The 24,318-nt window shown below is 63.0% G+C and carries 26 protein-coding genes; 16 read left to right on the top strand and 10 right to left on the bottom strand.

Annotated features, from left to right (window positions below):
• Positions 1 to 371, top strand: a 371-nt coding sequence (locus Uis1B_RS06680) for an IS30 family transposase (RefSeq protein WP_133124868.1), incomplete at its 5' end; no start/stop codon positions are given.
• A gap of 377 nt (positions 372 to 748) precedes the next feature.
• Here the strand turns inward: Uis1B_RS06680 and Uis1B_RS06675 are convergent.
• On the bottom strand, positions 749 to 1,747 hold the full coding sequence (locus tag Uis1B_RS06675) for a cation diffusion facilitator family transporter (RefSeq protein ID WP_243390292.1): 999 nt from the start codon (positions 1,745 to 1,747) through the stop codon (positions 749 to 751).
• 196 nt (positions 1,748 to 1,943) lie between these two features.
• On the bottom strand, positions 1,944 to 3,545 hold the full coding sequence (locus Uis1B_RS06670; RefSeq protein WP_101616691.1) for an ABC-F family ATP-binding cassette domain-containing protein: 1,602 nt from the start codon (positions 3,543 to 3,545) through the stop codon (positions 1,944 to 1,946).
• Positions 3,546 to 3,779: 234 nt separating this feature from the next.
• Here Uis1B_RS06670 and Uis1B_RS06665 point away from each other — a divergent pair, with 234 nt between their 5' ends.
• The gene (locus tag Uis1B_RS06665; protein WP_101616753.1) at positions 3,780 to 4,724 is read left to right on the top strand and encodes an ATP-binding cassette domain-containing protein; all 945 of its coding nucleotides are present in this window, start codon (positions 3,780 to 3,782) and stop codon (positions 4,722 to 4,724) included.
• Between the two features lie 161 nt (positions 4,725 to 4,885).
• A complete protein-coding gene (locus Uis1B_RS06660; RefSeq protein ID WP_101616689.1) occupies positions 4,886 to 5,863 on the top strand; it encodes an aldo/keto reductase family protein in 978 nt (325 codons plus the stop codon).
• 7 nt (positions 5,864 to 5,870) lie between these two features.
• Here Uis1B_RS06660 and Uis1B_RS06655 read toward each other — a convergent pair whose 3' ends face one another.
• A complete protein-coding gene (locus tag Uis1B_RS06655) occupies positions 5,871 to 6,272 on the bottom strand; it encodes a cupin domain-containing protein (protein ID WP_165782771.1) in 402 nt (133 codons plus the stop codon).
• A gap of 190 nt (positions 6,273 to 6,462) precedes the next feature.
• Here Uis1B_RS06655 and Uis1B_RS06650 point away from each other — a divergent pair, with 190 nt between their 5' ends.
• From Uis1B_RS06650 to Uis1B_RS06640, 3 genes are all read left to right on the top strand, one after another.
• Complete coding sequence (locus Uis1B_RS06650; RefSeq protein WP_101616749.1) at positions 6,463 to 7,365, top strand: LysR family transcriptional regulator; 903 nt, start codon at positions 6,463 to 6,465, stop codon at positions 7,363 to 7,365.
• A gap of 188 nt (positions 7,366 to 7,553) precedes the next feature.
• A complete protein-coding gene (locus Uis1B_RS06645; RefSeq protein WP_207763390.1) occupies positions 7,554 to 8,312 on the top strand; it encodes a carboxymuconolactone decarboxylase family protein in 759 nt (252 codons plus the stop codon).
• A gap of 107 nt (positions 8,313 to 8,419) precedes the next feature.
• Entirely contained in the window at positions 8,420 to 9,463 is a 1,044-nt protein-coding gene (locus tag Uis1B_RS06640; RefSeq protein ID WP_101616687.1) for a zinc-dependent alcohol dehydrogenase family protein, read from the top strand.
• 49 nt (positions 9,464 to 9,512) lie between these two features.
• Here the strand turns inward: Uis1B_RS06640 and Uis1B_RS06635 are convergent, their stop codons facing one another.
• Positions 9,513 to 10,154 (bottom strand): SDR family oxidoreductase, encoded by a 642-nt coding sequence (locus Uis1B_RS06635; RefSeq protein WP_101616686.1) that lies wholly within the window; start codon positions 10,152 to 10,154, stop codon positions 9,513 to 9,515.
• A gap of 171 nt (positions 10,155 to 10,325) precedes the next feature.
• Between Uis1B_RS06635 and Uis1B_RS06630 the strand changes: the two genes are divergently transcribed.
• The 5 genes from Uis1B_RS06630 (at position 10,326) to Uis1B_RS06610 (ending at position 15,324) form a co-directional block, all read left to right on the top strand.
• The gene (locus Uis1B_RS06630) at positions 10,326 to 10,694 is read left to right on the top strand and encodes a winged helix-turn-helix transcriptional regulator (protein ID WP_101616684.1); all 369 of its coding nucleotides are present in this window, start codon (positions 10,326 to 10,328) and stop codon (positions 10,692 to 10,694) included.
• Positions 10,691 to 13,216: an excinuclease ABC subunit UvrA gene (locus tag Uis1B_RS06625; RefSeq protein WP_101616683.1), complete on the top strand. Its 2,526-nt coding sequence runs from the start codon at positions 10,691 to 10,693 to the stop codon at positions 13,214 to 13,216. The genes Uis1B_RS06630 and Uis1B_RS06625 overlap by 4 nt, the downstream gene beginning before the upstream one ends.
• A gap of 269 nt (positions 13,217 to 13,485) precedes the next feature.
• Complete coding sequence (locus Uis1B_RS06620; RefSeq protein WP_243390288.1) at positions 13,486 to 14,250, top strand: hypothetical protein; 765 nt, start codon at positions 13,486 to 13,488, stop codon at positions 14,248 to 14,250.
• 81 nt (positions 14,251 to 14,331) lie between these two features.
• Positions 14,332 to 14,802 (top strand): MerR family transcriptional regulator, encoded by a 471-nt coding sequence (locus tag Uis1B_RS06615; protein WP_101616743.1) that lies wholly within the window; start codon positions 14,332 to 14,334, stop codon positions 14,800 to 14,802.
• Between the two features lie 36 nt (positions 14,803 to 14,838).
• The gene (locus tag Uis1B_RS06610) at positions 14,839 to 15,324 is read left to right on the top strand and encodes a flavodoxin (protein ID WP_101616681.1); all 486 of its coding nucleotides are present in this window, start codon (positions 14,839 to 14,841) and stop codon (positions 15,322 to 15,324) included.
• Positions 15,325 to 15,391: 67 nt separating this feature from the next.
• Here the strand turns inward: Uis1B_RS06610 and Uis1B_RS06605 are convergent, their stop codons facing one another.
• Positions 15,392 to 15,994, bottom strand: a complete 603-nt coding sequence (locus Uis1B_RS06605) for a TetR/AcrR family transcriptional regulator (RefSeq protein ID WP_101616679.1) — start codon at positions 15,992 to 15,994, stop codon at positions 15,392 to 15,394.
• Positions 15,995 to 16,130: 136 nt separating this feature from the next.
• Between Uis1B_RS06605 and Uis1B_RS06600 the strand changes: the two genes are divergently transcribed.
• Complete coding sequence (locus Uis1B_RS06600) at positions 16,131 to 17,030, top strand: SDR family NAD(P)-dependent oxidoreductase (protein ID WP_101616677.1); 900 nt, start codon at positions 16,131 to 16,133, stop codon at positions 17,028 to 17,030.
• Between the two features lie 37 nt (positions 17,031 to 17,067).
• On the opposite strand, the gene Uis1B_RS06595 is transcribed toward Uis1B_RS06600, so the two are convergent.
• Positions 17,068 to 17,967: a LysR family transcriptional regulator gene (locus tag Uis1B_RS06595; RefSeq protein WP_165782770.1), complete on the bottom strand. Its 900-nt coding sequence runs from the start codon at positions 17,965 to 17,967 to the stop codon at positions 17,068 to 17,070.
• Between the two features lie 245 nt (positions 17,968 to 18,212).
• Between Uis1B_RS06595 and Uis1B_RS06590 the strand changes: the two genes are divergently transcribed.
• Positions 18,213 to 19,655, top strand: a complete 1,443-nt coding sequence (locus Uis1B_RS06590) for an MFS transporter (protein ID WP_243390287.1) — start codon at positions 18,213 to 18,215, stop codon at positions 19,653 to 19,655.
• A gap of 122 nt (positions 19,656 to 19,777) precedes the next feature.
• Here the strand turns inward: Uis1B_RS06590 and Uis1B_RS06585 are convergent, their stop codons facing one another.
• Together Uis1B_RS06585 and Uis1B_RS06580 are read right to left on the bottom strand one after the other, a co-directional pair.
• The gene (locus Uis1B_RS06585; RefSeq protein ID WP_101616672.1) at positions 19,778 to 20,299 is read right to left on the bottom strand and encodes an NAD(P)H-dependent oxidoreductase; all 522 of its coding nucleotides are present in this window, start codon (positions 20,297 to 20,299) and stop codon (positions 19,778 to 19,780) included.
• A gap of 212 nt (positions 20,300 to 20,511) precedes the next feature.
• Positions 20,512 to 21,129, bottom strand: a complete 618-nt coding sequence (locus Uis1B_RS06580) for an NADPH-dependent F420 reductase (RefSeq protein WP_101616670.1) — start codon at positions 21,127 to 21,129, stop codon at positions 20,512 to 20,514.
• A gap of 259 nt (positions 21,130 to 21,388) precedes the next feature.
• Between Uis1B_RS06580 and Uis1B_RS06575 the strand changes: the two genes are divergently transcribed.
• The gene (locus tag Uis1B_RS06575) at positions 21,389 to 21,913 is read left to right on the top strand and encodes a PadR family transcriptional regulator (protein ID WP_101616741.1); all 525 of its coding nucleotides are present in this window, start codon (positions 21,389 to 21,391) and stop codon (positions 21,911 to 21,913) included.
• Position 21,914: 1 nt separating this feature from the next.
• Positions 21,915 to 22,574: an endonuclease III domain-containing protein gene (locus Uis1B_RS06570; protein WP_101616669.1), complete on the top strand. Its 660-nt coding sequence runs from the start codon at positions 21,915 to 21,917 to the stop codon at positions 22,572 to 22,574.
• Between the two features lie 49 nt (positions 22,575 to 22,623).
• Here the strand turns inward: Uis1B_RS06570 and Uis1B_RS06565 are convergent, their stop codons facing one another.
• Positions 22,624 to 23,040 (bottom strand): type II toxin-antitoxin system VapC family toxin, encoded by a 417-nt coding sequence (locus Uis1B_RS06565; protein WP_101616667.1) that lies wholly within the window; start codon positions 23,038 to 23,040, stop codon positions 22,624 to 22,626.
• Positions 23,030 to 23,323, bottom strand: coding sequence for a type II toxin-antitoxin system RelB/DinJ family antitoxin (locus tag Uis1B_RS06560; RefSeq protein ID WP_165782769.1), 294 nt, complete (start codon positions 23,321 to 23,323; stop codon positions 23,030 to 23,032). Before Uis1B_RS06560 ends, Uis1B_RS06565 begins: the two co-directional genes overlap by 11 nt.
• 119 nt (positions 23,324 to 23,442) lie before the next feature.
• Here Uis1B_RS06560 and Uis1B_RS06555 point away from each other — a divergent pair, with 119 nt between their 5' ends.
• Positions 23,443 to 24,252, top strand: coding sequence for a methyltransferase domain-containing protein (locus Uis1B_RS06555; protein WP_243390286.1), 810 nt, complete (start codon positions 23,443 to 23,445; stop codon positions 24,250 to 24,252).
• The last annotated feature ends 66 nt before the right edge of the window (positions 24,253 to 24,318 follow it).

Here is a 24,318-nt window from a genome sequence, read left to right as displayed (position 1 = left end):
AATCCGACATCTACAGCCGGATCCCCGCGCCCGCGCGCATCGACCGCACGTGGGACAACGGCACGGAGTCCTCCTGCCACCTGCTCGTGGACGAGGCGCTGGGCATGCTCACCTACTATGCGGACCCGTACTCCTCGTGGCAGCGGGGCACGAACGAGAACCGCAACGGCAGGATCCGGCGCTACCTGCCCAAGGGGACCAGCTTCGACGACCTGTCGGATGCGGACCTGCAGGCCATCGTCGACGAGATCAACGACACCCCGTTGAAGGTCCTGGGCTGGGAAACGCCCAACGAGGTTTGGTACCGCGAGCTCGGCAAGGTAATGTCAAAGACAAGCCACCCAGAGACGAGTGTTGCACTTACAAATTGAATCCGGGCGATGACGATTGCCGACTCCTTCATGCTATCCTCGTGCGCACGTTCTGTCACGGATTCGTATACGGCGATCTTTCGGTGCTGTCGATGCGGGCCGAACCGCGGTGCCGTCGTATGCTGTGCCCATGAGATGGCCAAGACTGTGGAACGTTGATTTTCCAACGATTCGGTGTGTTCCGAAGAGCGGGCAGGGTATACTGGAGATGAAGGCAGGATATGTTCGTTTTGAGGTATCCGAAGGGCTTTGGCGGCGATGCCAAGCCGGAATCCTGCCTTACGATCCGCGGATGATGTGGATGCAGAGAATCGGTATTGAGGCTCCGGGGCTTGAAACACCAGCTCCGGAGCCTCCTTTTATGTGCTTACGCGTCCCTATTCACCGGGCTCAAGCATTCTGTCGTGGTCCCGACGGTAGATGTCAGGTTCCACATAGATCTCGAACCGATACCACGGCAGTGCGGTGCGCACGGCGTTTTCGATCTTGTCGACGGTTTGCACGTCGTAGTCACGGTCAAGCTTCGAGGTCTGCACCTTGACGCACAGCAGGATGTCGTCTTCGGACATGTGGATCGTCTGCATGTTGAGCAGACGCTCCACACCCGGCGTGGAGGTGACCGCATGAACGATTTTGGTGCGGGTCTCGGAATCCACGGTTTCGCCCAAGAGCAGGGAGCCGGACTTGGTGGCCAGCAGCACGGAGCCGACCATCAGACCGCCGACCGCATCCCATAGCTCGTCGCCGGTGAGAATGGCGATGCCGATGCCGGTGGCGGCGAAGGCCAGACCGATGAGCGCAAGCGTATCCTCCATGATGACCGAAGCCAGTTCGGCCGACTTGGTGCGACGCCAGAACCGAAGGAAACCGATGCGCTTCATGCCGATGCGGTCCATGCGCTCGCGGGCTTCGAGAACGCTTTTGTGCAATCCCATGCCTTCGAAGCATGCGCTGACCACGCATACGGCCAGCGCCACGGCCAGCTCGAACCGGTTCGCCGTGTGCGCGGCGGGGTCGGAAAGCACAAGCTGCATCTTCTTGATGGCCTCGGAGGTCGAATAGAAGCCGCCGACGAAGAACAGCAAGGTGGCTACGACGAACGAGGCAAGATACTTCGCGCGGTACAGTCCGAACGGGTGATCGCCGTCGGTTTTGTGGTGGGAGGCCTTCTCTCCGATGATCAGCACGATTTCGTTGGAGCAGTCGGCGGCCGAATGCACGCTTTCCGAAAGCATGGCGGACGATCCGGTGAATATGGCCGCCGCGACCTTGCAGACGGCGACCCCGATGTTCGCGGCCAGAGCGGCCTTGACGGCCGCCCCCTTGTGTTCGGGTTCCTTGGCGGCCACCACGTTCTTCGACGGTATCGAATCCATTGCCTGCACACCGGCTGATCCACTCATCAGCGGCTCACGCTCCTCCATTCACGGCCTGTATGACGAAACACACTATAGGTCGATGCTGGGTCTCGGGGGCGTGAAGTGTCGGGAATCGTCTCATGCGTCGGCAAGGCGCGGGAGACGAAGGCGTACGAAGGTACGTCGACCGAGGAGCAACGTGGCCGACGCTCCGTTATTCCTCGGCGACGAGATCGAGGTAGTCGTCGCTCCACAGATCCTCGTCCCCGTCCGGCATGAGCAGCACGCGCTCGGGATTCAGGGCCTGGACGGCGCCTTCGTCGTGGGTGACGAGCACGATGGCGCCTTCGTATTTGCCGATGGCCTTGAGGATCTCATCGCGGGATGCGGGATCGAGATTGTTGGTGGGCTCGTCGAGGAGCAGCACGTTGGCTCGGGAGGTGACGAGGGTGGCCAGGGCGAGTCGTGTTTTTTCGCCGCCGGAAAGCACGCGGGTGGGTTTGAGTGCGTCGTCGCCGGAGAACAGGAACGATCCGAGGATGCTGCGGGCCTGGGTGTCGTTGAGCTCGGGAGCCACATGGGTGAGGTTCTCCAGAACGGTCACGTCGTTGTCGAGGGTGTCGTGCTCCTGGGCGAAATAGCCGATCTTCGCGCCGTGACCGAAGATCACCTCGCCGGTGTCGGGCTTGTCGATGCCGGCGAGCAGACGCAGGGTGGTGGTTTTGCCGGCGCCGTTGTAGCCGAGGATCACCACCCGGGAGCCCTTGTCGACGGCGAGGTTGACGCCGGCGAATACGATGTTGGAGCCGAAGGCCTTGGAGATGTCCTTGGCCATGATCGGCGTGCGGCCGCAGGGGGCGGGCTCGGGGAAGCGGATGTCCGCCACCTTTTCGGCCTTCTGCGCCGTGGAGGTCTCCGAAAGCAGACGCTCGGCGCGGCGCATCATGTTCTGCGCGGCCACGGCCTTGGTGGCCTTGGCATGCAGTCGGATGCCCTGCTTCATCAGGCGTTCGGCCTTCTTCTCCGCCACCTCGCGTTCGCGACGGCGTCGCTCCTCGTCCACGGCGCGCTGATGCAGATACGCCTTCCAGCCGAGGGAGTACATGTCGATCTGGCCGAGCTGGGCATCGAGATGCCACACCTTGTTCACCACCTCGTCAAGCAGCTCGGTGGAGTGGGAGATCACCAGGAACCCGCCGTTGAACTTCTTGAGATACCCGCGCAGCCATTCGATGGAATCGGCGTCCAGATGATTGGTGGGCTCGTCGAGGATCATCGTGTCGGCGTCGGAGAACAGGATTCGGGCCAGTTCGATACGGCGTCGCTGGCCGCCGGAAAGCGTGCCGAGCTCGCGTTTGAGCACCTCCTGATCAAGCCCCAGGCTTTCGGCCATGACGATCGCCTCGGACTGCACGGCGTATCCGCCCGCATTCTCGAAATCCTGCTGCGCCTTGTCGTACCGCTTCATGGCGCGGGTCATGACGTCCGGGTCGGGGTCGGTCATCTCCTTCTCCGCCTTGCGGATGCGAGTGAGGATCGTGTTGATGTCACGGGCGCTCATGATGCGGTCGAGCGCGGTCTGCTCCTGATCGCCGGTATGGGTGTCCTGCGGAAGATAGCCCAGCTTGCCGGTGACGCGCACCTTGCCGGCCGTTGGCAGCATGTCCCCGGTGATCACGCGGGTCAGCGTGGTCTTGCCGGCGCCGTTTCGTCCGACCAGACCGATGCGATCCCCCTTCGATACGTGAAAATCCGTGGGATTGAGCAGCGTTCGCGCTCCGATGCGAATCTCCAGTCCCTGAGCCTCAATAGCCATGCCTCACCTACCGTATGCGATCGAATATCGATGTCTTCCTCACGTAAAGTCCAACGGACCATGATACCGAACGGCATGCCGAAGCGGAATCCTCTTCGCGCGGACGGACGATGGCGCCCGTCCCTCGACGGAATCTTCCCGAAATACGGAGACTCACGGGATGTCAAGGAGTCATGCCGACCATCGTGTATGTTCGAACGCATGAATGATGCCGCCTCCGAAAACCGGGAAACCGTGAACCAGACCGTCGTGCATGCCGAATCCGTGGGGTTCTGGCGGGACCGACGGCTGATCCTCGCCGACGTGAACCTCACCATTCGACCGGGGGAGAAGTGGATCCTGTTCGGGCCGAACGGGATCGGCAAATCCACGTTGATCTCGATGATGAGCCTGCGTCAGTTCCCCAACGTCGGGCGGCTGTCGCTGCTCGGCAGAGGACAGGGAGGCCTCGACCGGTTCTCGGCCTCGGGACGGATCGCGCTCGCCTCGTCCGCGGTGGGCAGGGAGCTCGCCCCGCCGGCGGATCCCGTCGACGTGATCGTGGACGCCGCACCCATCCGGTCCGTGCCCGAGGATCTCGGCGATTCCGCAGACGTGATCGAGCTCACTGCCCTGCATGAACGTCGGAGGCGGGACACCGCCGTCTATGATCGCGCACGCGCTCTGATGGAGCGCTTCGGCATCGAATACCTTGCCGGCAAACGCATGGCGGGACTTTCCGAAGGGGAACGCACCCGGGTGCTGATCTGCCGCAATCTCATGTCGGACGCTGATCTGATGATCTTCGACGAGCCGACGACCGGCATGGACATCGGCGGGCGGGAGCTTGTCGTCGGACAGCTGGGAAGGCTGGATGAGAACGGCGTCGGAAGAGGGGCGAGCGGTCCCGACGCCGCCTGTGAACGGGCCGTGGTGCTGGTCACCCATCAGCTGGAGGAGATTCCCGCCGGGTTCGACCATCTCGCTCTGATGGACCATATGCCCGAGGATCGGTATCGCGACTATCTCGATGCGCATCCCAGCATCTATGCGCCCGACGAGGGCAATCCCATGCCGGGCACGATCGTCTACACCGGCGGTCTTGATGATGGGTTCACCTCCGAACGGCTCACGGCGATGTTCGGATTCCCGATCCGCGTGCATCATGACGGGGGACGCTGGTCCGCCTTTCGAGCCTGAGCGACCGGCGCGAGGGATCGGGAGTGCCTCCGCGTGTCGAGGTTGCATTGAAGTCAGGTTGAACCGCTTGTATGGAACTTGATGTGAGCGCGCACAATCGCGTGTCCGTGAACGGGAACAACCGGGACGTCATACAGACCCATACAGCTAAGGAGAACACCATGCAATACCGTCGAGTGGGAAAGTCCGGACTCAAGATCAGCGAGATCGCGCTGGGCAGCTGGGTAACCCGGCTGACCGACACCGCACAGGTGGACGTCGCCCGCGATGTGGTCCGTCTGGCCTATGATTCCGGCGTCAACTTCTTCGACTGCGCCGACGCCTATTCGGGAGGCGACGCGGAGCGCTTCCTCGGTGAGACCCTCAAGCAGTATCCGCGGCGGGAGCTGGTCATCTCCAGCAAGGTGTTCTTCCCGACCGGCGACGGCGTCAACGATCGTGGTCTTTCCCGCAAGCACATCTTCGAAAGCATCGACCAGACGCTGCGGAACCTGCAGACCGACTACGTCGACATGTACTTCTGCCATCGGTTCGACGAGACCACCGATCTGACCGAGACGCTGCGCGCCATGAGCGATCTCGTCGCACAGGGCAAGGTGCTGTACTATGGCGTCTCCGAGGAGTGGGGCGGCGCCCGACTGGAGGAGGCGCAGCGCATCATCGACCGCTACGATCTGTATCCGATCACCGTGGTGCAGCCGCAGTACAACATCGCCGACCGCTACATCGAACATGAGATCATGGGCGAATGCCGCCGTCACGGCATCGGCATCACCACGTTCTCGCCGCTCGCGCAGGGTCTGCTCACCGGCAAGTACCGCAAGGGTCAGTCCCTGCCGGCCGGCTCCCGCGCCACTTGGCAGGCGGATCACCAGATCAACGATCTGCTCACCGACGAGAACCTGAACATGGTCGAACGTCTGTCGAAGGTCGCCGACGAGCTCGGCACGAATCTGGCGATCCTGTCGCTTGCATGGATCCTGCAGCATCCCGAGATCAGCTGCGTGATCGCAGGCGCCAGCAAGCCGAGCCAGCTGGAGAACAATCTCAAGGCCTCCGGCTTCGAGATTCCCGACGATGCGATGGCCGAGATCGACGAGATCACTGGCTTCCGTCGTTTCGAACGCCACGTCGGCTGACCGTCGTTCATCCGAGGCTCCTGTATTCGTCCTCCACCGGTTCGAGCCATTCGTTCGATGCGCCCTCGACGACGTTCATGATCGCGATATGCGCGAAATCGGAGTCGGGGGCCGCGCCATGCCAGTGCTTGGTTTCGGGGGCCACATACACCACGTCACCGGGATTGAGCTCGATCGGCTCCCGGCCCCATTCCTGGTAGTAGCCGCGGCCGCCCACGGCGATGAGGATCTGGCATGCCTGGTGATGGATATGCCAGTTGTTCCGGCAGCCGGCCTCGAACGTCACGTTGGAGACGTTGATCTCCCTGCCCGCCACCAGTGGGGCGAGATAGCTTTGGCCGATGAAGTACCTTGCGTAGGCGTCGTTCGTTTCGCCCATGGGGAAGAAGCTCGGATTGTCGATGACCATGATGTTCCTTTCCGAACGATGGATGTGAACCGGCATCCGCGGGAGGGGCGCCGTGCGACTGGTGATCAGCGTAGAAACCGCTGGCCGGCGTCGCAAATGTCGAGATCGAATAGAATCGCATAGCAAAACCGTATGGACGGCATAGGGAATCGATCAGCGGCATCGTTCCGTGAATCAGGAGGCGTGCGTCGTGGATATTCGGGTGCTGCGCAATTTCATCATGGTGGTGCGTGAGTCGGGGGTCACCGCGGCGGCCGAGATGCTGAGGATCAGCCAGCCGACGCTTTCCCGTCAGATGAAGGATCTTGAACGGGAGATGGGCGCCACGCTGTTCGTGCGGGGCAATCGCGGCCGTGCGTTCGGGCTCACCGACGAAGGACGGCTGCTATACCGCCGTGCGGGGGAGATCGTGGAGCTCGCGGACCGCGCCAAGGTCGAGATCTCCTCCACGGACGGGATCGGCGGGGACGTGCACATCGCCGCCGCGCAGAGCGCGGTCATGCGCATCGTGGGAAGGGCTGCGGTTCGGGTTCGACGACGGTATCCGGGCATCCGAGTCCGTTTGCATGACGATTACGGTGCGAACATCGTGGAGCGGCTGAACAACGGGCTTGCCGACTTCGGCGTGCTGGTGCAGCCCATCGACATGGGTCGTTTCGACCATCTGCCGCTGCCGGGCGGCGATGAGATGGGCGTGCTGATGCGCCCCGATGATCCGCTGGCGTCGAACAGCGCCGTCCGTGCGGAGGATCTGCGCGGCGTGCCGATCATCATGCCTCAGGGGGCCTTGGAGCGGAGGGACCTCTCGGGATGGTTCGGCTCCGAAGGCGTCCATCTCGACATCGTGGGGACGATGAACCTTTCCTACAACGCCAGCTGCTTCGTCCAGGAGGGATATGGGTGTGCGCTGGGATTCGGCGGCATGGTGGACGAGTCGGAGGGTAACGATCTGTGCTTCCGGCCGCTCGATCCGCCGATGAGGGCCAAGCTGAGCATCGCGTGGAGGAACGGGCTGCCATTGCCCCCTGCGGCCGCCGCGTTCCTCGAAACGCTGAAGGGCGTAGTGGAGCAGGAGGAGGATCGCCGGATCTGATCATGCATGATCCGCATGGAATCGTCGGCCGTCTCGACATTTGCCGTCTCCTCGCCGTGCTCCTATCGTAGGGGCGTCGAGATCGTCCCGCGAAACGGAAGATGGGAGCAGGCATCATGGAACAGTCATACGAGGAATCGCCGTACCGGCCGCGGATCACCGAACCCGCCCGCCGATATCGCGAACGGATGTCCGGCGGGGCGGAACCCTTCGGAGCCTCGCTCGAACGGACCGATCCGGAATTCATGGAACGGTACTGCAATTTCGCCTTCGACGAGGTGATCGAACGTACGGGCGGTTCCGGGCGACTGGACGACCGCACCAGATTCATGGCGATCCTCGCTACGCTGCTCGGATGCCAGGGGGTGGCCGAGTTTCGCGAGACGCTGCCTGCGGCGCTGAACATGGGGGTCTCCGCCGTAGAGGCCAAGGAGATCGTGTATCAGGCGGTGGATTATCTCGGCATGGGACGGGCGCGGTCGTTCTTCGACGTGGTCAACGAAGTGCTCGCATCAAGGGGAGTGGAACTGCCGTTGCCGTCGCAGGCCACGACCGAGCCGACCGAGGAATCGAGACTCGCCGGCGGCACCGACAGACAGGTGGCGATCTTCGGCGAGCATATGCGGGACTTTCCGGATTCCGGTCCGGCCGACCGCCGGCACATCAACCGCTGGCTCGCCGCGAACTGCTTCGGCGACTACTACACGCGCAGGGGGTTGGACGACGCGCAGCGCGAGATGATCACGTTCTGCTATCTGGCCGCCCAGGGCGGGGTCGAACCGCAGCTCGTCGCCCATGTGGGAGCCAACCTCCACGTCGGCAACGACAGGGATTTCCTCATCGCCGTGGTCTCCGCATGTCTGCCGTACATCGGCTATCCGCGTTCGCTCAACGCGCTGCGCTGCATCGACGATGCGGTAGCGGCCCGGAACGCGTCGGAAGCCTAGGACCCCGACGCCGGAGTGTCGTCGTTGTACTTCGAGCGCTCGAAGCATCTACCGTGATAACGGTCAACCGCAAATCATGCTGCAACCATCCGATGAAGGAGGAACCCATGACCGAAACGATGAAGGCCGCCGTGTTCGAACAGCCCGGTGTGATGGCCGTCAGGGAGCTGCCGAAGGCCCGGCTCGAAGCCGATGACGATGCCGTGGTGCGTGTGGTGCGCGCCTGCGTCTGCGGTTCCGACCTATGGTATTTCCGCGGGCTCTCCCCGCACGCCGCGAACAGTCAGATCGGCCACGAAGCCATAGGCGTGGTCGAAGAGGTCGGCCCGGCCGTCGAATCCGTGAAGCCCGGTGATTTCGTGGTGCTGCCGTTCCCGTACAGCTGCGGCACCTGCCCGGTATGCAAGGCCGGTTTCGAATCGGTATGCCCCCACGGTGGCTACTTCGGCGCCAGCCAGTCCGAATACGTGCGCGTGCCCGAGGCCGACGGCACATGCGTGTTGGTGCCCGGCGCTCCCGAAGACTACGACGACGCCACGCTCGCCTCGCTGCTGACCATCGCCGACGTGATGTCCACCGGCTACCACGCAGCCGTGTCCGCCGAGGTCAGGCCCGGCGGCACCGCCGTGGTGATGGGAGACGGCGCCGTCGGCCTGTGCGGCGTGATCTCCGCGAAGATGCTCGGCGCCAGTCGCATCATCGCCATGAGCCGCCACGACGACCGTGCCGCGCTCGCCCGCGAATTCGGTGCCACCGACATCGTCCCCGAACGCGATCAGGCCGCCGTCGACAAGGTGCTCGCCATGACCGACGGCTACGGCGCCGACGCCGTGCTCGAATGCGTGGGCTCCAGGCAGTCGTTCGACACCGCCATCGGACTGGTTCGCCGTGGCGGCGTCATCGGTCGCGTCGGTCTGCCGCATGACGTGGAGATCAGCGCCGAAGGCACGTTCTACGCCAACGTCGGCATCAAGGGCGGCCCGGCTCCGGTACGACACTACGACATCGACTCCGGTCTGCTCGACGCCGTGCTGAACCACGAGATCAACCCCGGCCGCGTGTTCACCGCCGAATACGATCTCGACCACATTCAGGACGCCTACGAGGCCATGGACCGGCGCAAGGTCATCAAGTCGCTCATCCGCTTCTGACGATGGGCCGTGTCGCGTAGCCGGCGCGGCGCGGCCGACTTCGGCGTTCCTACCAGCGAACGGAGATGCGCTCGCGATTGTGGGAGCCGGTTCCGTTCGCGCCGGTGGCCACATCGACCACGGCGATGGCGTAGTCCGCGTAGCTGATCGCACTGATGCCGTGCTCGTCGGTGGTGAACTCCTCGCCGGCGAGCACATAGCTGCCGGTGCGCTCGCCGTCCGGCCGGAAATCGGCCGCGGGGGAGATGTACGTCCAATTCACGTCGCTGCGCTCACGTAGTTCGGCTAGGGATCGTCCCATGGCGGTGGCGACGGGCTGATAGGCGTCGGGGAATCCTTCGGTCTGGTTGAGCTGAACCGTGTGCTCGGGGTTCACGTACAGGCTGCCCGCGCCGCCGACGACCAGCAGTCTGGTTTCGGTGCCGGACAGCACGTCCGCCAGATGCTTCAGCGTGGTGGAGTGCTGAGGCAGGGTTTCTTCGGTCCATGCGCCGAAGGCGTCGACGACGACGTCGAATCCGGAAAGATCCTCACCGGTCAGATCGAACAGATCCTTGGAAATCACGCGCTTCGCCTTCGTCCGGTTCTCACCGCGCACCACGGCGGTGACGTCGAGGCCCCGGTTCGCGGCCTCCTCGACGATCCGGCTGCCGGCCTTGCCGTTGGCGGCGATCACTGCGATTGATGTCATGGTTGGCTCTCCTTCATGGTCGTTTCGGTCATGCCGATGCCGGGGTTGTGTCCGCATCGGTATGACAGTACGATATTGAAGTACATCCCGAAATGGAAGAAGGCACCTAGAAGTGCCATAGTTACCAAAACGGAACCATTGTGCGTTTTCAACGAAAAACAGGAGTCGTGAATGCCGAAACTGAGTGAACTGCCGGCGTGTCCGGTCGAGACGACGCTGATGCTGATCAATGACAAGTGGAAGATCCTCATCGTGCGTGATCTGCTGGACGGCACCAAGAGGTTCGGAGAGCTGAGAAGATCGGTGGGCAACATCTCTCAGAAGGTGCTTACGTCGAATCTGCGCGACATGGAGGCGGACGGACTGGTGAACCGTAAGGTGTACGCCGAAGTGCCTCCCCGGGTCGAATACACGCTCACCGAAACCGGCCACAGCCTCGAAACCGTGATCGACGCCATGTGGCAGTGGGGAGAAGACTACAAGGCCCTGCTTGGCGGCAAGATCGGTGAGGGTCCGAACCGGGAGGACGACACCCGATGATCGAGGGGAAGGACGGAGGGAGGACGGACGCGCTCGACGCGATCGAGGTGCGCGGTGCTCGCGTGCACAATCTCAAGAACATCGACATCAACATTCCACTGGGTAGGATGGTCGGCGTCGCCGGCGTCTCCGGCTCCGGGAAATCCTCGCTGGCGCTGGGCGTGCTCTATGCGGAAGGCTCGCGCCGGTATCTGGAGGCACTCTCCACGTACACGCGTCGGCGACTCACTCAGGAGGGTCGGGCACAGGTGGACGAGGTGCTGCACATACCGGCCGCGCTCGCCCTGCATCAGCGGCCGAACGTGCCCGGCGTGCGATCCACGTTCGGTACGATGAGCGAGCTGCTCAACAGCCTTCGCCTGCTGTTTTCCCGCGTCGGCTCGCATGTCTGTCCGCATTGCGGGGCCAGAAACGTGCCCAGCCTCAACGTCGCCGCGGAGCTTCCCATCGTCTGCTCCGCCTGCGGGCGGGAGTTCCACGGTCCCGGAGCCGAAAGCCTCGCCTTCAACTCGGCCGGCGCATGCCCCACCTGCTCCGGTACGGGCATCATGCGTGAGGTGAACCGCGCGGCTCTGGTGCCCGACGAATCGAAATCCATCGACGACGGCGCCGTGCTGCCATGGGGATCACTCATGTGGGATCTCATGAAGCAGGTGTGCGGCGCGATGGGCGTGCGTACCAGCGTGCCGTTCCGCGAGCTGACCGATCGGGAACGCGACATCGTGTTCAACGGGCCGGCCGTCAAGAAGCACATCCTCTACAGGCCGAAGAAGGGCGACGACTTCGCCGAACTCGACTTCACCTACTACAACGCCGTCTACACGGTGGAGAACGCGCTCGCCAAGGCCAAGGACGAGAAGGGCCTCAAACGCGTGGCACGGTTTCTTGTGGAGCGGCCGTGCTCCGATTGCGGCGGCACACGACTGTCCGCGGCAGCGCGTGCCCCGATGGTCGATGGGCTGAACCTTGCGCAGGCGACCGCCATGACCTTGGACGACGCCGTGGACTGGGTGCGGTCCGTGCCGGGGACCCTGCCCCCGGACATGCGGCCGATGGCCACGAACATCGGCGAATCGTTCCTCGACGTGGCCGGACGACTGCTCGAGCTCGGCCTCGGATATCTCGCGCTCGACCGTGCCGGCGCCACGCTTTCGACCGGCGAACGTCAGCGCGTGCAGCTCGCCCGCGCCGTTCGCAACCGTACGACCGGCGTGCTGTACGTGCTTGACGAGCCGTCGATCGGCCTGCATCCGGCGAACGTGGACGGGCTGCTCGGCGTGATGCGCGATCTGGTCTCCGACGGCAATTCCGTGGTGGTGGTCGACCATGACGTGCGCGTGCTCAAGGCGGCCGACCATCTCGTCGAGATGGGGCCGGTCGCAGGCGCGGACGGCGGTCATGTGATCGCGCAGGGCACGGTGGACGACGTCGAGCGGACGGTCGGCAGCCGCATCGCGCCGTTCCTGAAGGAGACCGCGCCGTCGCGTGTGCGTCCGGCCATCGGGAACGCCGACGTGTTCGAGCATGGCCGGATCCGCATGACGACCGACGCGTTGCATACCGTCAAACCGCTGACCGTGGAGATCCCGAAGGGCCGGCTCACCGTCGTAACCGGCGTCTCGGGCTCCGGAAAGACGACGATGGTGCTGGAATCGCTGATCCCCGCCCTGCATGCCGCGGCCGCGGGGGAGACGCCGCCGCGGCATGTGCGTCACATCGAAACCGACGGCATCCGCCGGACGAACCTCATCGACGCCACTCCGATCGGCGCGAACGTACGATCGACCGTCGCCACCTACGCCGGCATCCACGACGAACTGCGGCGCGCGTTCGCTCGCGGAGAGGAAGCCAACAAGGCCGGATTCAAGGCGGGTGATTTCTCCTACAACACCGGTCGGCTGCGCTGCCCCACCTGCGACGGCACGGGATCGATATCGCTCGACGTGCAGTTCCTGCCCGACGTGGAGATCGAATGCCCCGACTGCCATGGCAGCCGGTATTCGCCGGAGGCCGGTCGCATCCATCGTCGTTCGGGGCGCGACGGATCCGGCCGACCGCTGACCCTACCGCAGTTCATGGCGATGAGCGTGGATGAGGCGCTCGTGGAAACCGTCGATCTGAAACGGATTCACACGCGGCTCGAAACCCTGCACGATCTGGGTCTTGGATATCTGACGCTCGGTGAACCAACGCCGGCATTGTCCGGCGGAGAGGCCCAGCGTCTCAAACTGGCCAGCGAAATGGGGCGGGCGCAGTCCGACGCGGTGTTCGTGTTCGACGAGCCCACCATCGGACTGCACCCGCTCGACGTTCGCGTGCTGCTCGGCGTATTCGACCGTCTGATCGAGGCCGGAGCCACGGTCGTCGTCATCGAGCATGATCTCGACGTCATCGCCAACGCCGATCACATCATCGACATGGGGCCGGGAGGAGGGGAATCCGGCGGCCGCATCGTCGCCGTCGGTACGCCCGCCGATCTCGCGGCCTGCCCGGCCAGCATCACCGGCCGGTATCTTCACTGATCCGCAGTTCGGCCGACATCCCATATCGGACGGATGGCCATGAGGATGTGGATATGCATGAAACCGTCCACAACGCCGTATCGAGACCCGACTTATCCACATTTCCGATGGTCGAACGTGGCCGGCGCCCTGTTATCCACATTTCCGAACCGATCGGTTGCCGTGCGGGATCACGGCTTCTAGAGTGTGGCTCACCCGCGGCCATCGGGGCCCGCGGGAGGTGCGGCGCATCGGTGCCGCGCGAACCACAAGGAAGTTGGGAGTGAATCATGGTGACGACGATGGAGAGTGCGGAGAACTCCGGCGGAACGATGCTGGACACCTTCGACGTGGCCGACCTGTTCCGCCGCTGCGATCCGGATGGATACGCCGACGCAAGACGGCGATTCTACCGGGCGGTGAACATGAACCCGTTCAAGAAGCATCCCGAGGCGATGCTGCGCATGATCGAATGGTCGTTCTGCGACTGGCTGGCATTCGACTGCGCCGTTGATCCTTCGTCAACCGACGCCGATGACGTTGATGGGGCTCCTCGGTTCCGGATGCGTCGCGGGAAGGAGCCCGGCGAATCCCCGTATCTGGCGACCGCGAAACGACTGTATGACTGCGATCGCATCAATGCCGCGCAGCTGGACGACATGCGTGAAATGGACTCCACCAATTTCGTCTCCGTGTTCTGGATCACCGACGCCGAAGCGGTACGGTCCCGCATGAAGGTGGAGGACCTGATGCACGGCGGGGAATACGAGCTGCTCTCCGCACCGGATGCGGCCAAATACGATGGCGCGCATGGCGGAGTGATCGTCAACCGCATCGCCAGGGTTCGAGGAGCGTGGCGGCCGTGCGCGATCGCGATCTACGAGGCCCGACGTCCGGACACCAAGCGCACGCGAAACGCGCTCGCCGGCATATTCGGACCGAAAGGGTATCATCCCGACTTCCCGGGACTGCTTCGACTGTTCTACGGGCGTGCCAGGGACATCGGCCTCGATTGGGAGGATCTCTCCATGCTTCTGGGCGCAGGCGCGAGATGACATGCGCCGGTTCATGGAATCCGACCGGCGTTCTTGACTTCAAGCGCTTGAAGTTCCTAGATTCATGGAAATATGAGCGATATGAACACCGCAACCGCATGGCACACCATCCGCGAGGCCTCCCTGGCCTCCGGACTGCCGGAATCCACCTTGCGATACTACGAGCAGATCGGCATCATCCCCCCGATCGCACGCGATCCGAGCTCCGGGCACCGCGCCTACTCGGACGCAGACCTCGAACGGCTCGACACCATCGCGTGCCTTTCCGCCACGGGCATGCCGTTGGACGCGATGCGTGAATACCTCGCCAACGCAGCCGATGGCGAGGAGGGCGCCGTCCGCCAGATGGAGCTGCTCGACGCCCAGGCGCTGCGGCTCGCAGCCAGGGCCGAAGCCATCCGCATGCAACAGGCCTACGTTTCGTTCAAAACGCTCTACTGGCGCGCAGTGGCCGAAGGGCGCGAGGACGACGCGAGACGGTTGCTCGAGGAGAACGCCGACATCGTCACCAAGGTCAAGCATCTGCAGACCGGTGGCAATGCCATCCGATGAATGACGATGCATACCGCAAACGAAAGGACGTCTCATATGACCAAGCGAATCCTTGTCACGTATTTCTCGGCGACGTGCACCACACGCCAAGTGGCCGAACGGCTCGCGAAGGCCGCCGATGCGGAGCTGAAACGGATCATGCCTGCGGAACCGTATACCGCCGCCGACATCGACTGGCGCGATCAATCCAGCAGATCAAGCGTCGAGCATCGTGACCGATCCATCCGGCCCGCGCTCGCCGAACCGATCGACGTGACGCCCTACGACGTCGTGTTCGTCGGCTACCCGCTGTGGTGGGAGACCGCTCCGCGGGTGGTCCGTACCTTCCTCGAAAGCGTGGACTGGACAGGCAGGACCGTTGTCACATTCGCAACCTCCGGGTCGAGTGTGCGCGGCGCCGACGGCGTGCAGCTGCATGATTCCGCGCCGAGCGCGAACTGGATTCCCGGCCGTCGTCTCTCCGCGAACGTGGGGGAGCGTGAACTCGCCGATTGGGTGGCGGAACTCGGACTGCGGGATTGATCCGTCTGTCGGTCCGCCGGAGGATGCCTGATGCTGCCGGAGACGGATCGTTCCCCGGCACCCGGCGTCACGAGGATCGATCCGCTGCGCAGCCCGTGCCGTAGTCGGGGATGGCGGCGACCCCTCGATGCATGAGATCGGTCATGACGTCGGCCAGCTCCTCCTCCGGCAGGACCATGCCGTCCCGGACCCACTGTTCCAGTACCGAGCAGATCGCGCCGGCCCAGAAGCGGCTGGCGTACCTCGGTCCCGGCCGGTCGTCCGTCGCCCCGCGGTTCATGTTCGCATGCATGGCGTCGACGATGCGCTCCCCATGCCCGGCATCCAACAGCAGGCGGTACTTTGCGGCGATGCGACGAACCGCGCCGAGCAGCGCGATCCAGGATTCACGGGTCTGCGTCAGTGGGTCGTAGACGACCATCGTCTCGTCGATCGTCTCGATCAGACCACGCAGATAGTCGTCGAGAATCGCCTCCTTGGATCCGTAGTTGCGGTAGTAGGCGTTGCGCGAGACCCCGGCGCGGCGGGCGATGTCGGAAACGGTGATCGACTCGAATGAGCGGGTCTCCATAAGCTGAACAAGCGCGCCTTCGATGCATTCGCGCACGAAGGCGTTGGACTCCTCGTTGTTGCGATGCAGGGTGGCCAAACGCCGATCGTCGAGTGCCATGTCACAATCCTCCCGCTTCTGTCATGTCCGAGGTCCCGCGCCTTGCCGAGATCCAACGGAACCCGTTATCGTCAATGATGTCACACATGTTACACCGAACGGTGTTTTTTTTTCATTGATATTCGGAAGGATCGGCATGGGCGATCCGAATCGCAGAACAATTCTCATCACCGGCGCGTCCGGCGGCATCGGCAAGCAGACCGCACTTGCGCTCGCCGAACAAGGGCATGTCGTCATCATGCACGGCAGAAACCCCGGCAAAACCCGGCAGGCCCGGGAATGGGTGGTCGAACGATCCGGCAACCACGACGTCCACGCTCACGTCGCCGACCTGTCGCTGATGAGCGAGGTCTCGCGGTTCGCAGCCGAGATGCGATCCCGCTACGACAGGCTCGACGTGCTCGTCAACAACGCCGGCGGACAGTTCGGTGGCGACCGCGAAGTAACGGAGGAAGGCCACGAGCGGACGTTCGCCATCAATACGCTGCAGCCCTTCCTGCTGACGAGCCTGCTGCTGCCGCTGCTCGAACGCAGTCCTTCGGCGCGCATCGTCACCGTTTCCAGCGAATCATACCGTCAGGCAGGTCTGCCGATGCTCGACGACATCGAGCTCGAACATCACTACACGATGGTTCGCGCCTATGCGTTTTCGAAACTGTACGTCTGGTGGCTCATGCGTCGGTTCGACGCCCGACTCAAGGCCTCGGGCATCACCAATGTCACCGTGAACACCGTGGAGCCCGGGGCCGCCCTCACCGCGCTGCAGCGCGACTCCCTGACAAAGACGCCGTTCATGCTGCCGCTGCTCATCCTATGGCTGCCGTTCATGCGCACCGCACGCCACGGTGCGCGAACCAGCGTGCTCATGGCCGCATCACCGACTGTGGAGGGGGTATCCGGCGAATTCTGGGGCAATCGCAGACCCAAGCGCATCGACACCAAATGGGTTTCCGAGGAGGGGGAGCGCAGGATCTGGGATTACTGCGAACAGGCATGCGAATCCTATCTGCACGACGGTTCCGTGACGGCCGACTAGATACGGACGTCGATCGATGCCTGTTGCCGTCGACGTCTTATGCCCCGGTCGTGAGATTGGCGAGGGAGGACACGAAATCGCGGACGATAGGTGTCGGTCGCCGCGCATACAACAACCCGTATGGCACCGTGATGTCCCAATCCATCGGAATCAGGCGGATCGATGGGTGAAGGTTGCTCCAGATGCTCTTCGCCAGTATCAGGTCGCCGGATTGCGCGCATTCGTTGAATACATCGAACTCGTATCGTTTCATATCGATGAGCGTGACGTCTCCTTGCTTGGCGAGACGAGCGCGGGCCTCATCCATGGCGTCTCCTTCGCCGATCGGCGGCAGATGCACCCGCTGGCCCGCAAGATCGCCGATGGTGAGACGGGTCCGGTGCGCCATCGGATTGGACAGCGGAACCCCCATGCATAGCTGGTACTCGGCCAATTGCAGCGTCTGACAGGGATGATGCCAGCTGCCGCGGGAGAAGCCGGTGACCACGGCATCCACGCTGTCCCCCAGATGGTCGATTGCGTGGAGGAAGCCGTCCGGTGCGTCCGACAGCGGCACCAGTTCGAGGCGGATCGGCGGGTGATGCGCGGCCATGGCCGGTGCCAGCCGCGGCCACAGATTCAGCAGAGCTGTGGCCGGGCGCAGCAGGGAGACTCCGATGCGGATGCTCGCTCCATCTTCCGCAAGACGGCGAGCATGCCGCAGTGCATGTTTCGACTCCTCGATGATGTCGTAGGCGTCGGAGACCAGCGCCACACCGGCCGTGGTGAGGCTGACGCCGCCGCGGCTTCGGTGGAACAGCGTGATCCGGTGTTCTCGTTCGAATCCGGTGACCTGCTTGATGAGCGCCGGCGTGGAAAGATGCAGACGTGCCGCCGCCTGGCTGAAACTGCCCAGCTCCGCCGCCGCGAGAATCGCGTCGAGACGCCTGTCGTACATCGGTGCTCCTTTCGTTTTGCGTTGCGTGGTCATGATGCGACGGTGATTTTCCGGTCATGAATCGGGGCTTCTCATCCTCGTTTGGCTCCCACCGATGAAATCGGCGATATTGCTGTGAACTTTTAGATCATGCATTATGAACCTTAATCATTCATAAGCTCTCGTATTCCGGCTGCTCTTGAGAATATCATGGCTACTGCGATAACCAAATGGATATACGGAACAAGGATTGATCTCAGGGAATCATGACTGATTTCGCCAGAATGACCGATGATGCGGATACGGGCGCAGGATCGGGAGAAGGACGGGTGAGCCGCACCGACGTCGACCATACGCACCGAAGCGACCGTGCGAGCCGCCTGTCATCCACTCTCACCACGCTCGCTTCGGCGATCGCCTCGTTTCTTGCCGGCATGGACGTGCTCGTCGTCAACGTGGCGCTGCCGACCATCGCCGCTGATCTCGGCGGCGACATGGTCGTACGGCAATGGGTCGTCGACGGCTACACGTTGCTGTTCGCGGCATTGCTGCTCCTCTCGGGCAGTCTGGCCGACCGGTTCGGCGCCAGACATGTGTTCGTCATTGGGACCTGGTTGTTTGCCGCGGCCTCGCTGTTCTGCTCCATTTCATGGTCGATGACCGCGCTCGTCGCCGGTCGTTGCGTTCTCGGCGTTGCTTCTGCTTTGCTGCTGCCGGCGTCGATGGCGCTCATCAATGAGGCCAATCCGAATCCGAGGCGACGTGCATGGGCGCTGGCTCTGTGGGGTGCTGGCGGCGCGTCCGCATCCGCCGTCGGCCCACTGCTTGGCGGCCTGCTCACGCCGATCCACTGGAGTCTCGTCTTCGCCATCAACGTGCCGTTCTGCCTGATGATTCTGGTCGTCTCGACGAAGATCACCGTCTCTCCGTCCCGACCCATCCGATTCGACGGGCTCGGCCAGATGCTGGCGCTTATCGGGCTGACCGCGCTCGTCGCCGGCATCATCCAGATCGGTTCGCTCGGTCTTTTCCGACCGACCACGCTTGTGCTGCTCGTCGTCGGCATCATGTCGCTTGCCGGGTTCCTGTTTTCGCAGAGCAGGGTCCCCGTACCGATGATGCCGCTGAACCTGTTCCGTATCCGGGGCATGCAGGTGGCGTTGCAGATCGGCTTCATCATGATCTTCAACTGGTACGGCATGGTGTTCATCTGCACGATGTTCCTGCAGAACCAGCTGCACATGGGAGCGTTTACCGCCGGCCTCGTGTTCGTACCGTCCGCGTTCGTGACCATCATTGGCAATATCGCCGGTGGACGCATCATCACCGCGCGCGGCTCGAAGTTCTCCATCACCCTAGGCGTGTCGATCATGATCGCCGGTTTCGTGGTCGAATTCCTCGCACCTGCTCCGATTCCCGTATGGGTCGTGGCCGCGGGGCTGAGCGTCGTCGGTTTCGGAGCCGCCATCACTACGCCGGCCGCCGCCGGTGTAGTGCTCAAAAGCGTGGATCCCGCGCAGGCCGGCATCGCGTCAGCCATGTTCAACACGTTCCGTCAGGTTGGCGGTGCGATCGGCGTGGCCGTGTTCGGCGTCGTCGCCACGTTCCTGCCGAATCTCATGCTCGCCCTGCGTGCTGTGTTCCTCGCCTCCGCCGTGCTGCTGGCCTACGTGCTTGCGTTCGAACTGCTGCGCTGGAATGATCGATGAAATTGACTACCTTTGACTACTTTGAAGCAGCATGCCATACCTCATGCTGCATGAGGCTTCTGCGCTCTGCGGGGGACGGCTGATTCGGGTACGCCCGGCGACCGGTATCGGCGATCTTGCCGTTAGGCGAGCAGTGCTTCGCGGTAGCGGGCGGCGGCTTCGGCGAGCGCGGCGTCGTCGAGTTCCATGGCGTTGAAGAGGACGAACGGTTGATGCCAGACGGCGTTCGTGTACCGTGCCGTCATCCGGTATGGAGAGAGCACCTCATCCATGGTGGCGCCGCCGTTCTCCGTTCGATATTCGCTTGTGGCGCCGCCTGCGGTGGTGGCGACCATGATCTCCTTGCCGTTCAGCGCCTCTCCGTTGGGGCCGTACGCCCAGCCGTAGGCGAGGACCTTGTCCTCCCATTCCTTGAGCAGTGCGGGGGATGAGTACCAATACAGCGGGAACTGCAGTACGATGCGGTCATGCTCCTCGACGAGCCGCTGCTCGGCGGCCGCGTCGATCGCGCCGCCGGGATAGATCGCGTACTCGTCGCGCACGGTGACGTCGGGCAGTTCGGCGGCGGCCTGTGCGAGCGCCTTGTTGGCGTGCGACTGGCCGTCGAGGTCCGGGTGGAACACCAGTACCAGTGTCTTCTTCATGATCGTCGTCCTTTCGGTTTCGTGAATCGTTTTCGGAGGCCTTCTCCGGCGTCGTCATCGAGTGGTTCATCCGATGCCGCTTCCATTATCATCCATTCATCGCTCTTGTCGCGCTGATGCCGGAGTCGGACGAATGCGGAAGGCCCGTCGTGGCATCCGCGCGATTGTTTCTTGCGAGACGTCACGACGGGTCTTCCTATGTTGGCTGACGATTACTTGACGACCTTGAAGCCTGCGGTCCACGGGGTCTGTTCGGTGACGCCGAGGATGATCTGCAGTGCGCCGTAGCCTTCGAGGTACTGGGCGCGCTTGAGCGCGCCGGCGTCCACGGTCTTGAGGCCGGCGTCCTCGATGAACGTCTTGACGGCGTTCTTGGCGTCCGCGTCATCGGCGGCGAGCTGGACCACGGTGGGGGCGCCGTCGGTCTCGCCGGAGGCGAGCGTGGCGGCGAACGTGGTATTGAACGCCTTGACGATCGTGCTGTCCGGCAGCTTGGCGGCGAGGTATTCGGCGGCGGACTGGGATCCTTCCGGCAGGGCGAGGTTGAAGGTGGTGAAGTCGATCGGGTTGGACGGGTCGACCACGGTCCTGCCGGCGAGCTGGCCGGCGTAGGTGGCGAGCACGTCCTCGTAGGCGGGGAACGGCAGGGCCAGGACGACGATGTCGCCGGTGATGGGCTCGCCGAACTTGCTTCCGGTGACGCCTTCGGCCGCGGCGGCGGCCTTGTCGGGGTTGCGATCGATGACCTGCACGTTCGCGCCGGACTTGACGGCCAGTCCTGCGACTGCGGATCCGATGTTGCCTGCGCCGAAGATGGTGATGTTGCTCATGATGGTTCCTCCTGATGGTTGATGTCATGTCTGTTACCGCGTCGCTTCGGTTCTTCGGGCTGTCGCCTTTCGTCCCGCCGCTTCCGCGTTGACGACAAACCTACATTTCCCACTGAGATATTTCAACTTGAAATATCTCAACACGGGTTGTGTGACTGGAGTCGAACCGTTGGGGCGCTTGGGTTTTGTGTGACTTTCGATGGCGCGACCCTGCGGCGTGTCGTCTTGAGATATTTCAAACTGAGCTATAGTGGTGGATATGAACATCGTGGAGATCATGACATTGGGCTTTCTGGCCGAAGAGCCACTGTGCGGCTATCGTCTGAAGAAGAAGATGGAACGGCTGTTCGGCTACGCGCGCCCGTTCAGTGACGGCACACTGCATTCCGTCACCGGCAAATTCGTCAGGCTTGGGCTTCTGGGGGAGTCGTTCAGCGTCGTCAACGGCCGCCGTCTGCGGGAGTTCCGTCTCGAACCCGCAGGCCGCGAGGCGTTGATCGAGGAACTGAAAAACGCCGACGGCTACATGGTGTCCGACATCACCAAATGGTCGGTCGTCATGTCGTTCCTGTCCGTCGTGCCGGACGAGGCCGATCGCAATGCCGTGCTGCGCCGGCGTCTCGACCTGTTGAACTCGGACGTGTATCGCATGTACAGTGACGGTGAGGGGCCGATCGATAACGCCGACCTGACCGACCGGTACCGCATCGCCATCACCGAGATCCACGACGCGGAGATCGCGGCGGAACGCCGATGGCTGGAACGGGAGCTCGGCATTGCCTGACATGACGAGGCATGACGGCCTGCCCAAGTCGGAGACGATCGAGGCACTGTACCGCACGATGCTGCAGGAGATGGGGCCGACCGGCTGGTGGCCCGCCGACAACGTGTACGAGATCATGGTCGGCGCGGTGCTTACGCAGAACGCGGCATGGGCCAACGCCGCCCGATCCATCGACGCGTTGAAGGCCGCCGGAATGCTCGACCCGCACGCGATTGCCGGAGCGGACGGCGAACTGTTGCAGGAGCTGATCCGCCCGTCCGGCTTCTACCGCAACAAGTCACGCGCGCTGCGCGAGGTGAGCCGATGGTATGTCGAACGGTGCGGTGCGCGACCCGAGGGGGCGGCCGGTATCGACGACGATACGTTGCGCAAGGAGCTGCTGCGACCGTTCGGCATCGGCGGCGAGACCGCCGACGACCTGCTGCTCTACGTGTTCGACCGTCGCGCGTTCATCGCCGACACCTACGCACGCCGACTGTTCGCGTTTCTCGGCTACCGGGTGCCTGCCGGCTACCCCGCATTCCACAAGGCGGTCAATCCGATCGTGCTCGCCACATCCCTGACCGTCGCCGATCTCAAGGAGTTCCACGGCCTCATCGACGAATACGGCAAGGCCTACCGCAGCGACGAGGCGAAGGCGGGGTCGTTCCTGAACGAATAGCAATAGGAGAACAAGTGGATTTGCGACTGCCTGTAAAGATGAGCGGAATCTAGCCGAACAGATGCAGGTATCGTGCAGCGGTCAAGGATTTTATGGGGGAGCGCGAGAACGCTCCGGAATCACGGGTGATGATGAAACCCATGTCGTTCTTTTCCGCGGCAGCACGGATCAGACCGTCTTCAAAGTCCGGTTCGTTCGAATAGGCTGAATCCCTGCATTCCTCCTGTCCTACTGGAAGTACCGTCAGAAGAATGAGGAACTGTTTGATGAGTTCCCGGCATCCCGGTTCCCCCAATGGTTTGCGGCATAAGTAGTAGAAGTCCTTCAGTGAGCCGGACGTCGTATACCCGAGCACGTCGGAAACGGCGATTTTCCTCATCAAACGATCGGCTGAAGCGTGTTCCGGGCGTCCCTCGACCGCGTAGTCGATGAGCACGTTTGTATCGAGCAGCAGTCTAGATGGCACGGTTCTCTAGCTCCTTACGCATCTCCTCGTAGCTCATGGTGTCGAGTGCCGTGCCGTGCGGCAGTTCGGCGATCAGGTGCTGCGTCTTCTCGTAGGCTTGCAGCCGCGCCTGTCGGCGCATGTTGTCCGAGTCGGTGAATTCAGGCACCACTCCGGTGTTGGCGATGCTTTCCCACAGTCGCCGGATGAGTTCGTTGGGGGTCAGGCCGGCCTCTTTGATGTAGGCATTGGCTATGGTCTTCGTATTGATGTCGACGCTTGCCGAAACAGTTGCCGTAGTCATCATCAAACTCCTATCAATCATCTTGCTATCAACTATAGATACGTCAATGATGGGCAGTCAAGCAAATGGAATGCCGGCATACCGACATACGAATGCACGCCAATGACCTACCGCATCTCATGGTTATCGTGGATTGCATGGTCACATGGGATTCGGAACAGTATCTGCGCTTCAGGACCGAACGCACGCAGCCGTCACGCGATCTGGCGATGCAGCTGCCGGCCGACGACGGCACGGTCCGTCGCGTGCTCGACATCGGCTGCGGGCCCGGCAACAGCACCGCCGTGCTGCGCGAACGGTACCCGTACGCATACATCCTCGGCGTCGATAGCTCTCCCGAGATGATCGAAGCCGCGCGCGCCGCCCACCCGGACATCGCATTCGCATTGTGCGACGTCTCGCGCAGCGAACAGCTCGACGCGCTGCCGCACGACTTCGACGTCGTGTTCTCCAACGCCTGCATCCAATGGGTTCCGGACCACCGACGGCTCATCCCCGCCATGATGGGCCTGCTGCACGAAGGCGGCATGCTCGCCGTGCAGACGCCGATGAACTACGAGGAGCCGATCCACCGCATCATCGCCGACATCGTCCACTCGCCGCGATACGTCGACCGCCTGCCTCAGCGGCGCGAGTTCTTCAACCTCACCCCGCCCGAATACTGGGAGCTGCTGCACGCCTGCGAACTCGTATCGGAGTTCCGCATGTGGAAGACCACCTACCTACATGTGCTACCCTCGCATCAGGCGATCATGGACTGGTATCGGGGCACCGGGCTGCGGCCATATCTTCAGGCGCTCGCCGATGACGCCGAGCGGCAGGCCTTCGAACGTCAGGTGTACGAACGCGTTCGCGAGGAGTATCCCACGCAGTCCGACGGCAGCATCATCTTCCCGTTCCCTCGATTCTTCTTCACATCGGTGCGATAGCCTTCCCGAAGACATGCCGAACATCCGCGAACCCCGCGGAGCAATGACTCCACAGAGCAATCACAC

Source organism: Bifidobacterium margollesii (genome assembly GCF_002860355.1).
GTDB classification, from domain to species: domain Bacteria; phylum Actinomycetota; class Actinomycetes; order Actinomycetales; family Bifidobacteriaceae; genus Galliscardovia; species Galliscardovia margollesii.
Note: the sequence above shows the minus strand (reverse complement) of the source record. Positions and strands in the feature narration are given on the sequence as shown.

Bases quoted from the DNA above. Each gene is read 5' to 3' on its own strand.
- Uis1B_RS06675 (WP_243390292.1), bottom strand. From the start codon at position 1,747: ATGGATTCGATACCGTCGAAGAACGTGGTGGCCGCCAAGGAACCCGAA.
- Uis1B_RS06670 (WP_101616691.1), bottom strand. From the start codon at position 3,545: ATGGCTATTGAGGCTCAGGGACTGGAGATTCGCATCGGAGCGCGAACG.
- Uis1B_RS06660 (WP_101616689.1), top strand. From the start codon at position 4,886: ATGCAATACCGTCGAGTGGGAAAGTCCGGACTCAAGATCAGCGAGATC.
- Uis1B_RS06655 (WP_165782771.1), bottom strand. From the start codon at position 6,272: ATGGTCATCGACAATCCGAGCTTCTTCCCCATGGGCGAAACGAACGAC.
- Uis1B_RS06645 (WP_207763390.1), top strand. From the start codon at position 7,554: ATGTCCGGCGGGGCGGAACCCTTCGGAGCCTCGCTCGAACGGACCGAT.
- Uis1B_RS06640 (WP_101616687.1), top strand. From the start codon at position 8,420: ATGACCGAAACGATGAAGGCCGCCGTGTTCGAACAGCCCGGTGTGATG.
- Uis1B_RS06635 (WP_101616686.1), bottom strand. From the start codon at position 10,154: ATGACATCAATCGCAGTGATCGCCGCCAACGGCAAGGCCGGCAGCCGG.
- Uis1B_RS06630 (WP_101616684.1), top strand. From the start codon at position 10,326: ATGCCGAAACTGAGTGAACTGCCGGCGTGTCCGGTCGAGACGACGCTG.
- Uis1B_RS06625 (WP_101616683.1), top strand. From the start codon at position 10,691: ATGATCGAGGGGAAGGACGGAGGGAGGACGGACGCGCTCGACGCGATC.
- Uis1B_RS06620 (WP_243390288.1), top strand. From the start codon at position 13,486: ATGGTGACGACGATGGAGAGTGCGGAGAACTCCGGCGGAACGATGCTG.
- Uis1B_RS06615 (WP_101616743.1), top strand. From the start codon at position 14,332: ATGAACACCGCAACCGCATGGCACACCATCCGCGAGGCCTCCCTGGCC.
- Uis1B_RS06610 (WP_101616681.1), top strand. From the start codon at position 14,839: ATGACCAAGCGAATCCTTGTCACGTATTTCTCGGCGACGTGCACCACA.
- Uis1B_RS06605 (WP_101616679.1), bottom strand. From the start codon at position 15,994: ATGGCACTCGACGATCGGCGTTTGGCCACCCTGCATCGCAACAACGAG.
- Uis1B_RS06600 (WP_101616677.1), top strand. From the start codon at position 16,131: ATGGGCGATCCGAATCGCAGAACAATTCTCATCACCGGCGCGTCCGGC.
- Uis1B_RS06595 (WP_165782770.1), bottom strand. From the start codon at position 17,967: ATGTACGACAGGCGTCTCGACGCGATTCTCGCGGCGGCGGAGCTGGGC.
- Uis1B_RS06590 (WP_243390287.1), top strand. From the start codon at position 18,213: ATGACTGATTTCGCCAGAATGACCGATGATGCGGATACGGGCGCAGGA.
- Uis1B_RS06585 (WP_101616672.1), bottom strand. From the start codon at position 20,299: ATGAAGAAGACACTGGTACTGGTGTTCCACCCGGACCTCGACGGCCAG.
- Uis1B_RS06580 (WP_101616670.1), bottom strand. From the start codon at position 21,129: ATGAGCAACATCACCATCTTCGGCGCAGGCAACATCGGATCCGCAGTC.
- Uis1B_RS06575 (WP_101616741.1), top strand. From the start codon at position 21,389: ATGAACATCGTGGAGATCATGACATTGGGCTTTCTGGCCGAAGAGCCA.
- Uis1B_RS06570 (WP_101616669.1), top strand. From the start codon at position 21,915: ATGACGAGGCATGACGGCCTGCCCAAGTCGGAGACGATCGAGGCACTG.
- Uis1B_RS06560 (WP_165782769.1), bottom strand. From the start codon at position 23,323: ATGACTACGGCAACTGTTTCGGCAAGCGTCGACATCAATACGAAGACC.
- Uis1B_RS06555 (WP_243390286.1), top strand. From the start codon at position 23,443: ATGGTTATCGTGGATTGCATGGTCACATGGGATTCGGAACAGTATCTG.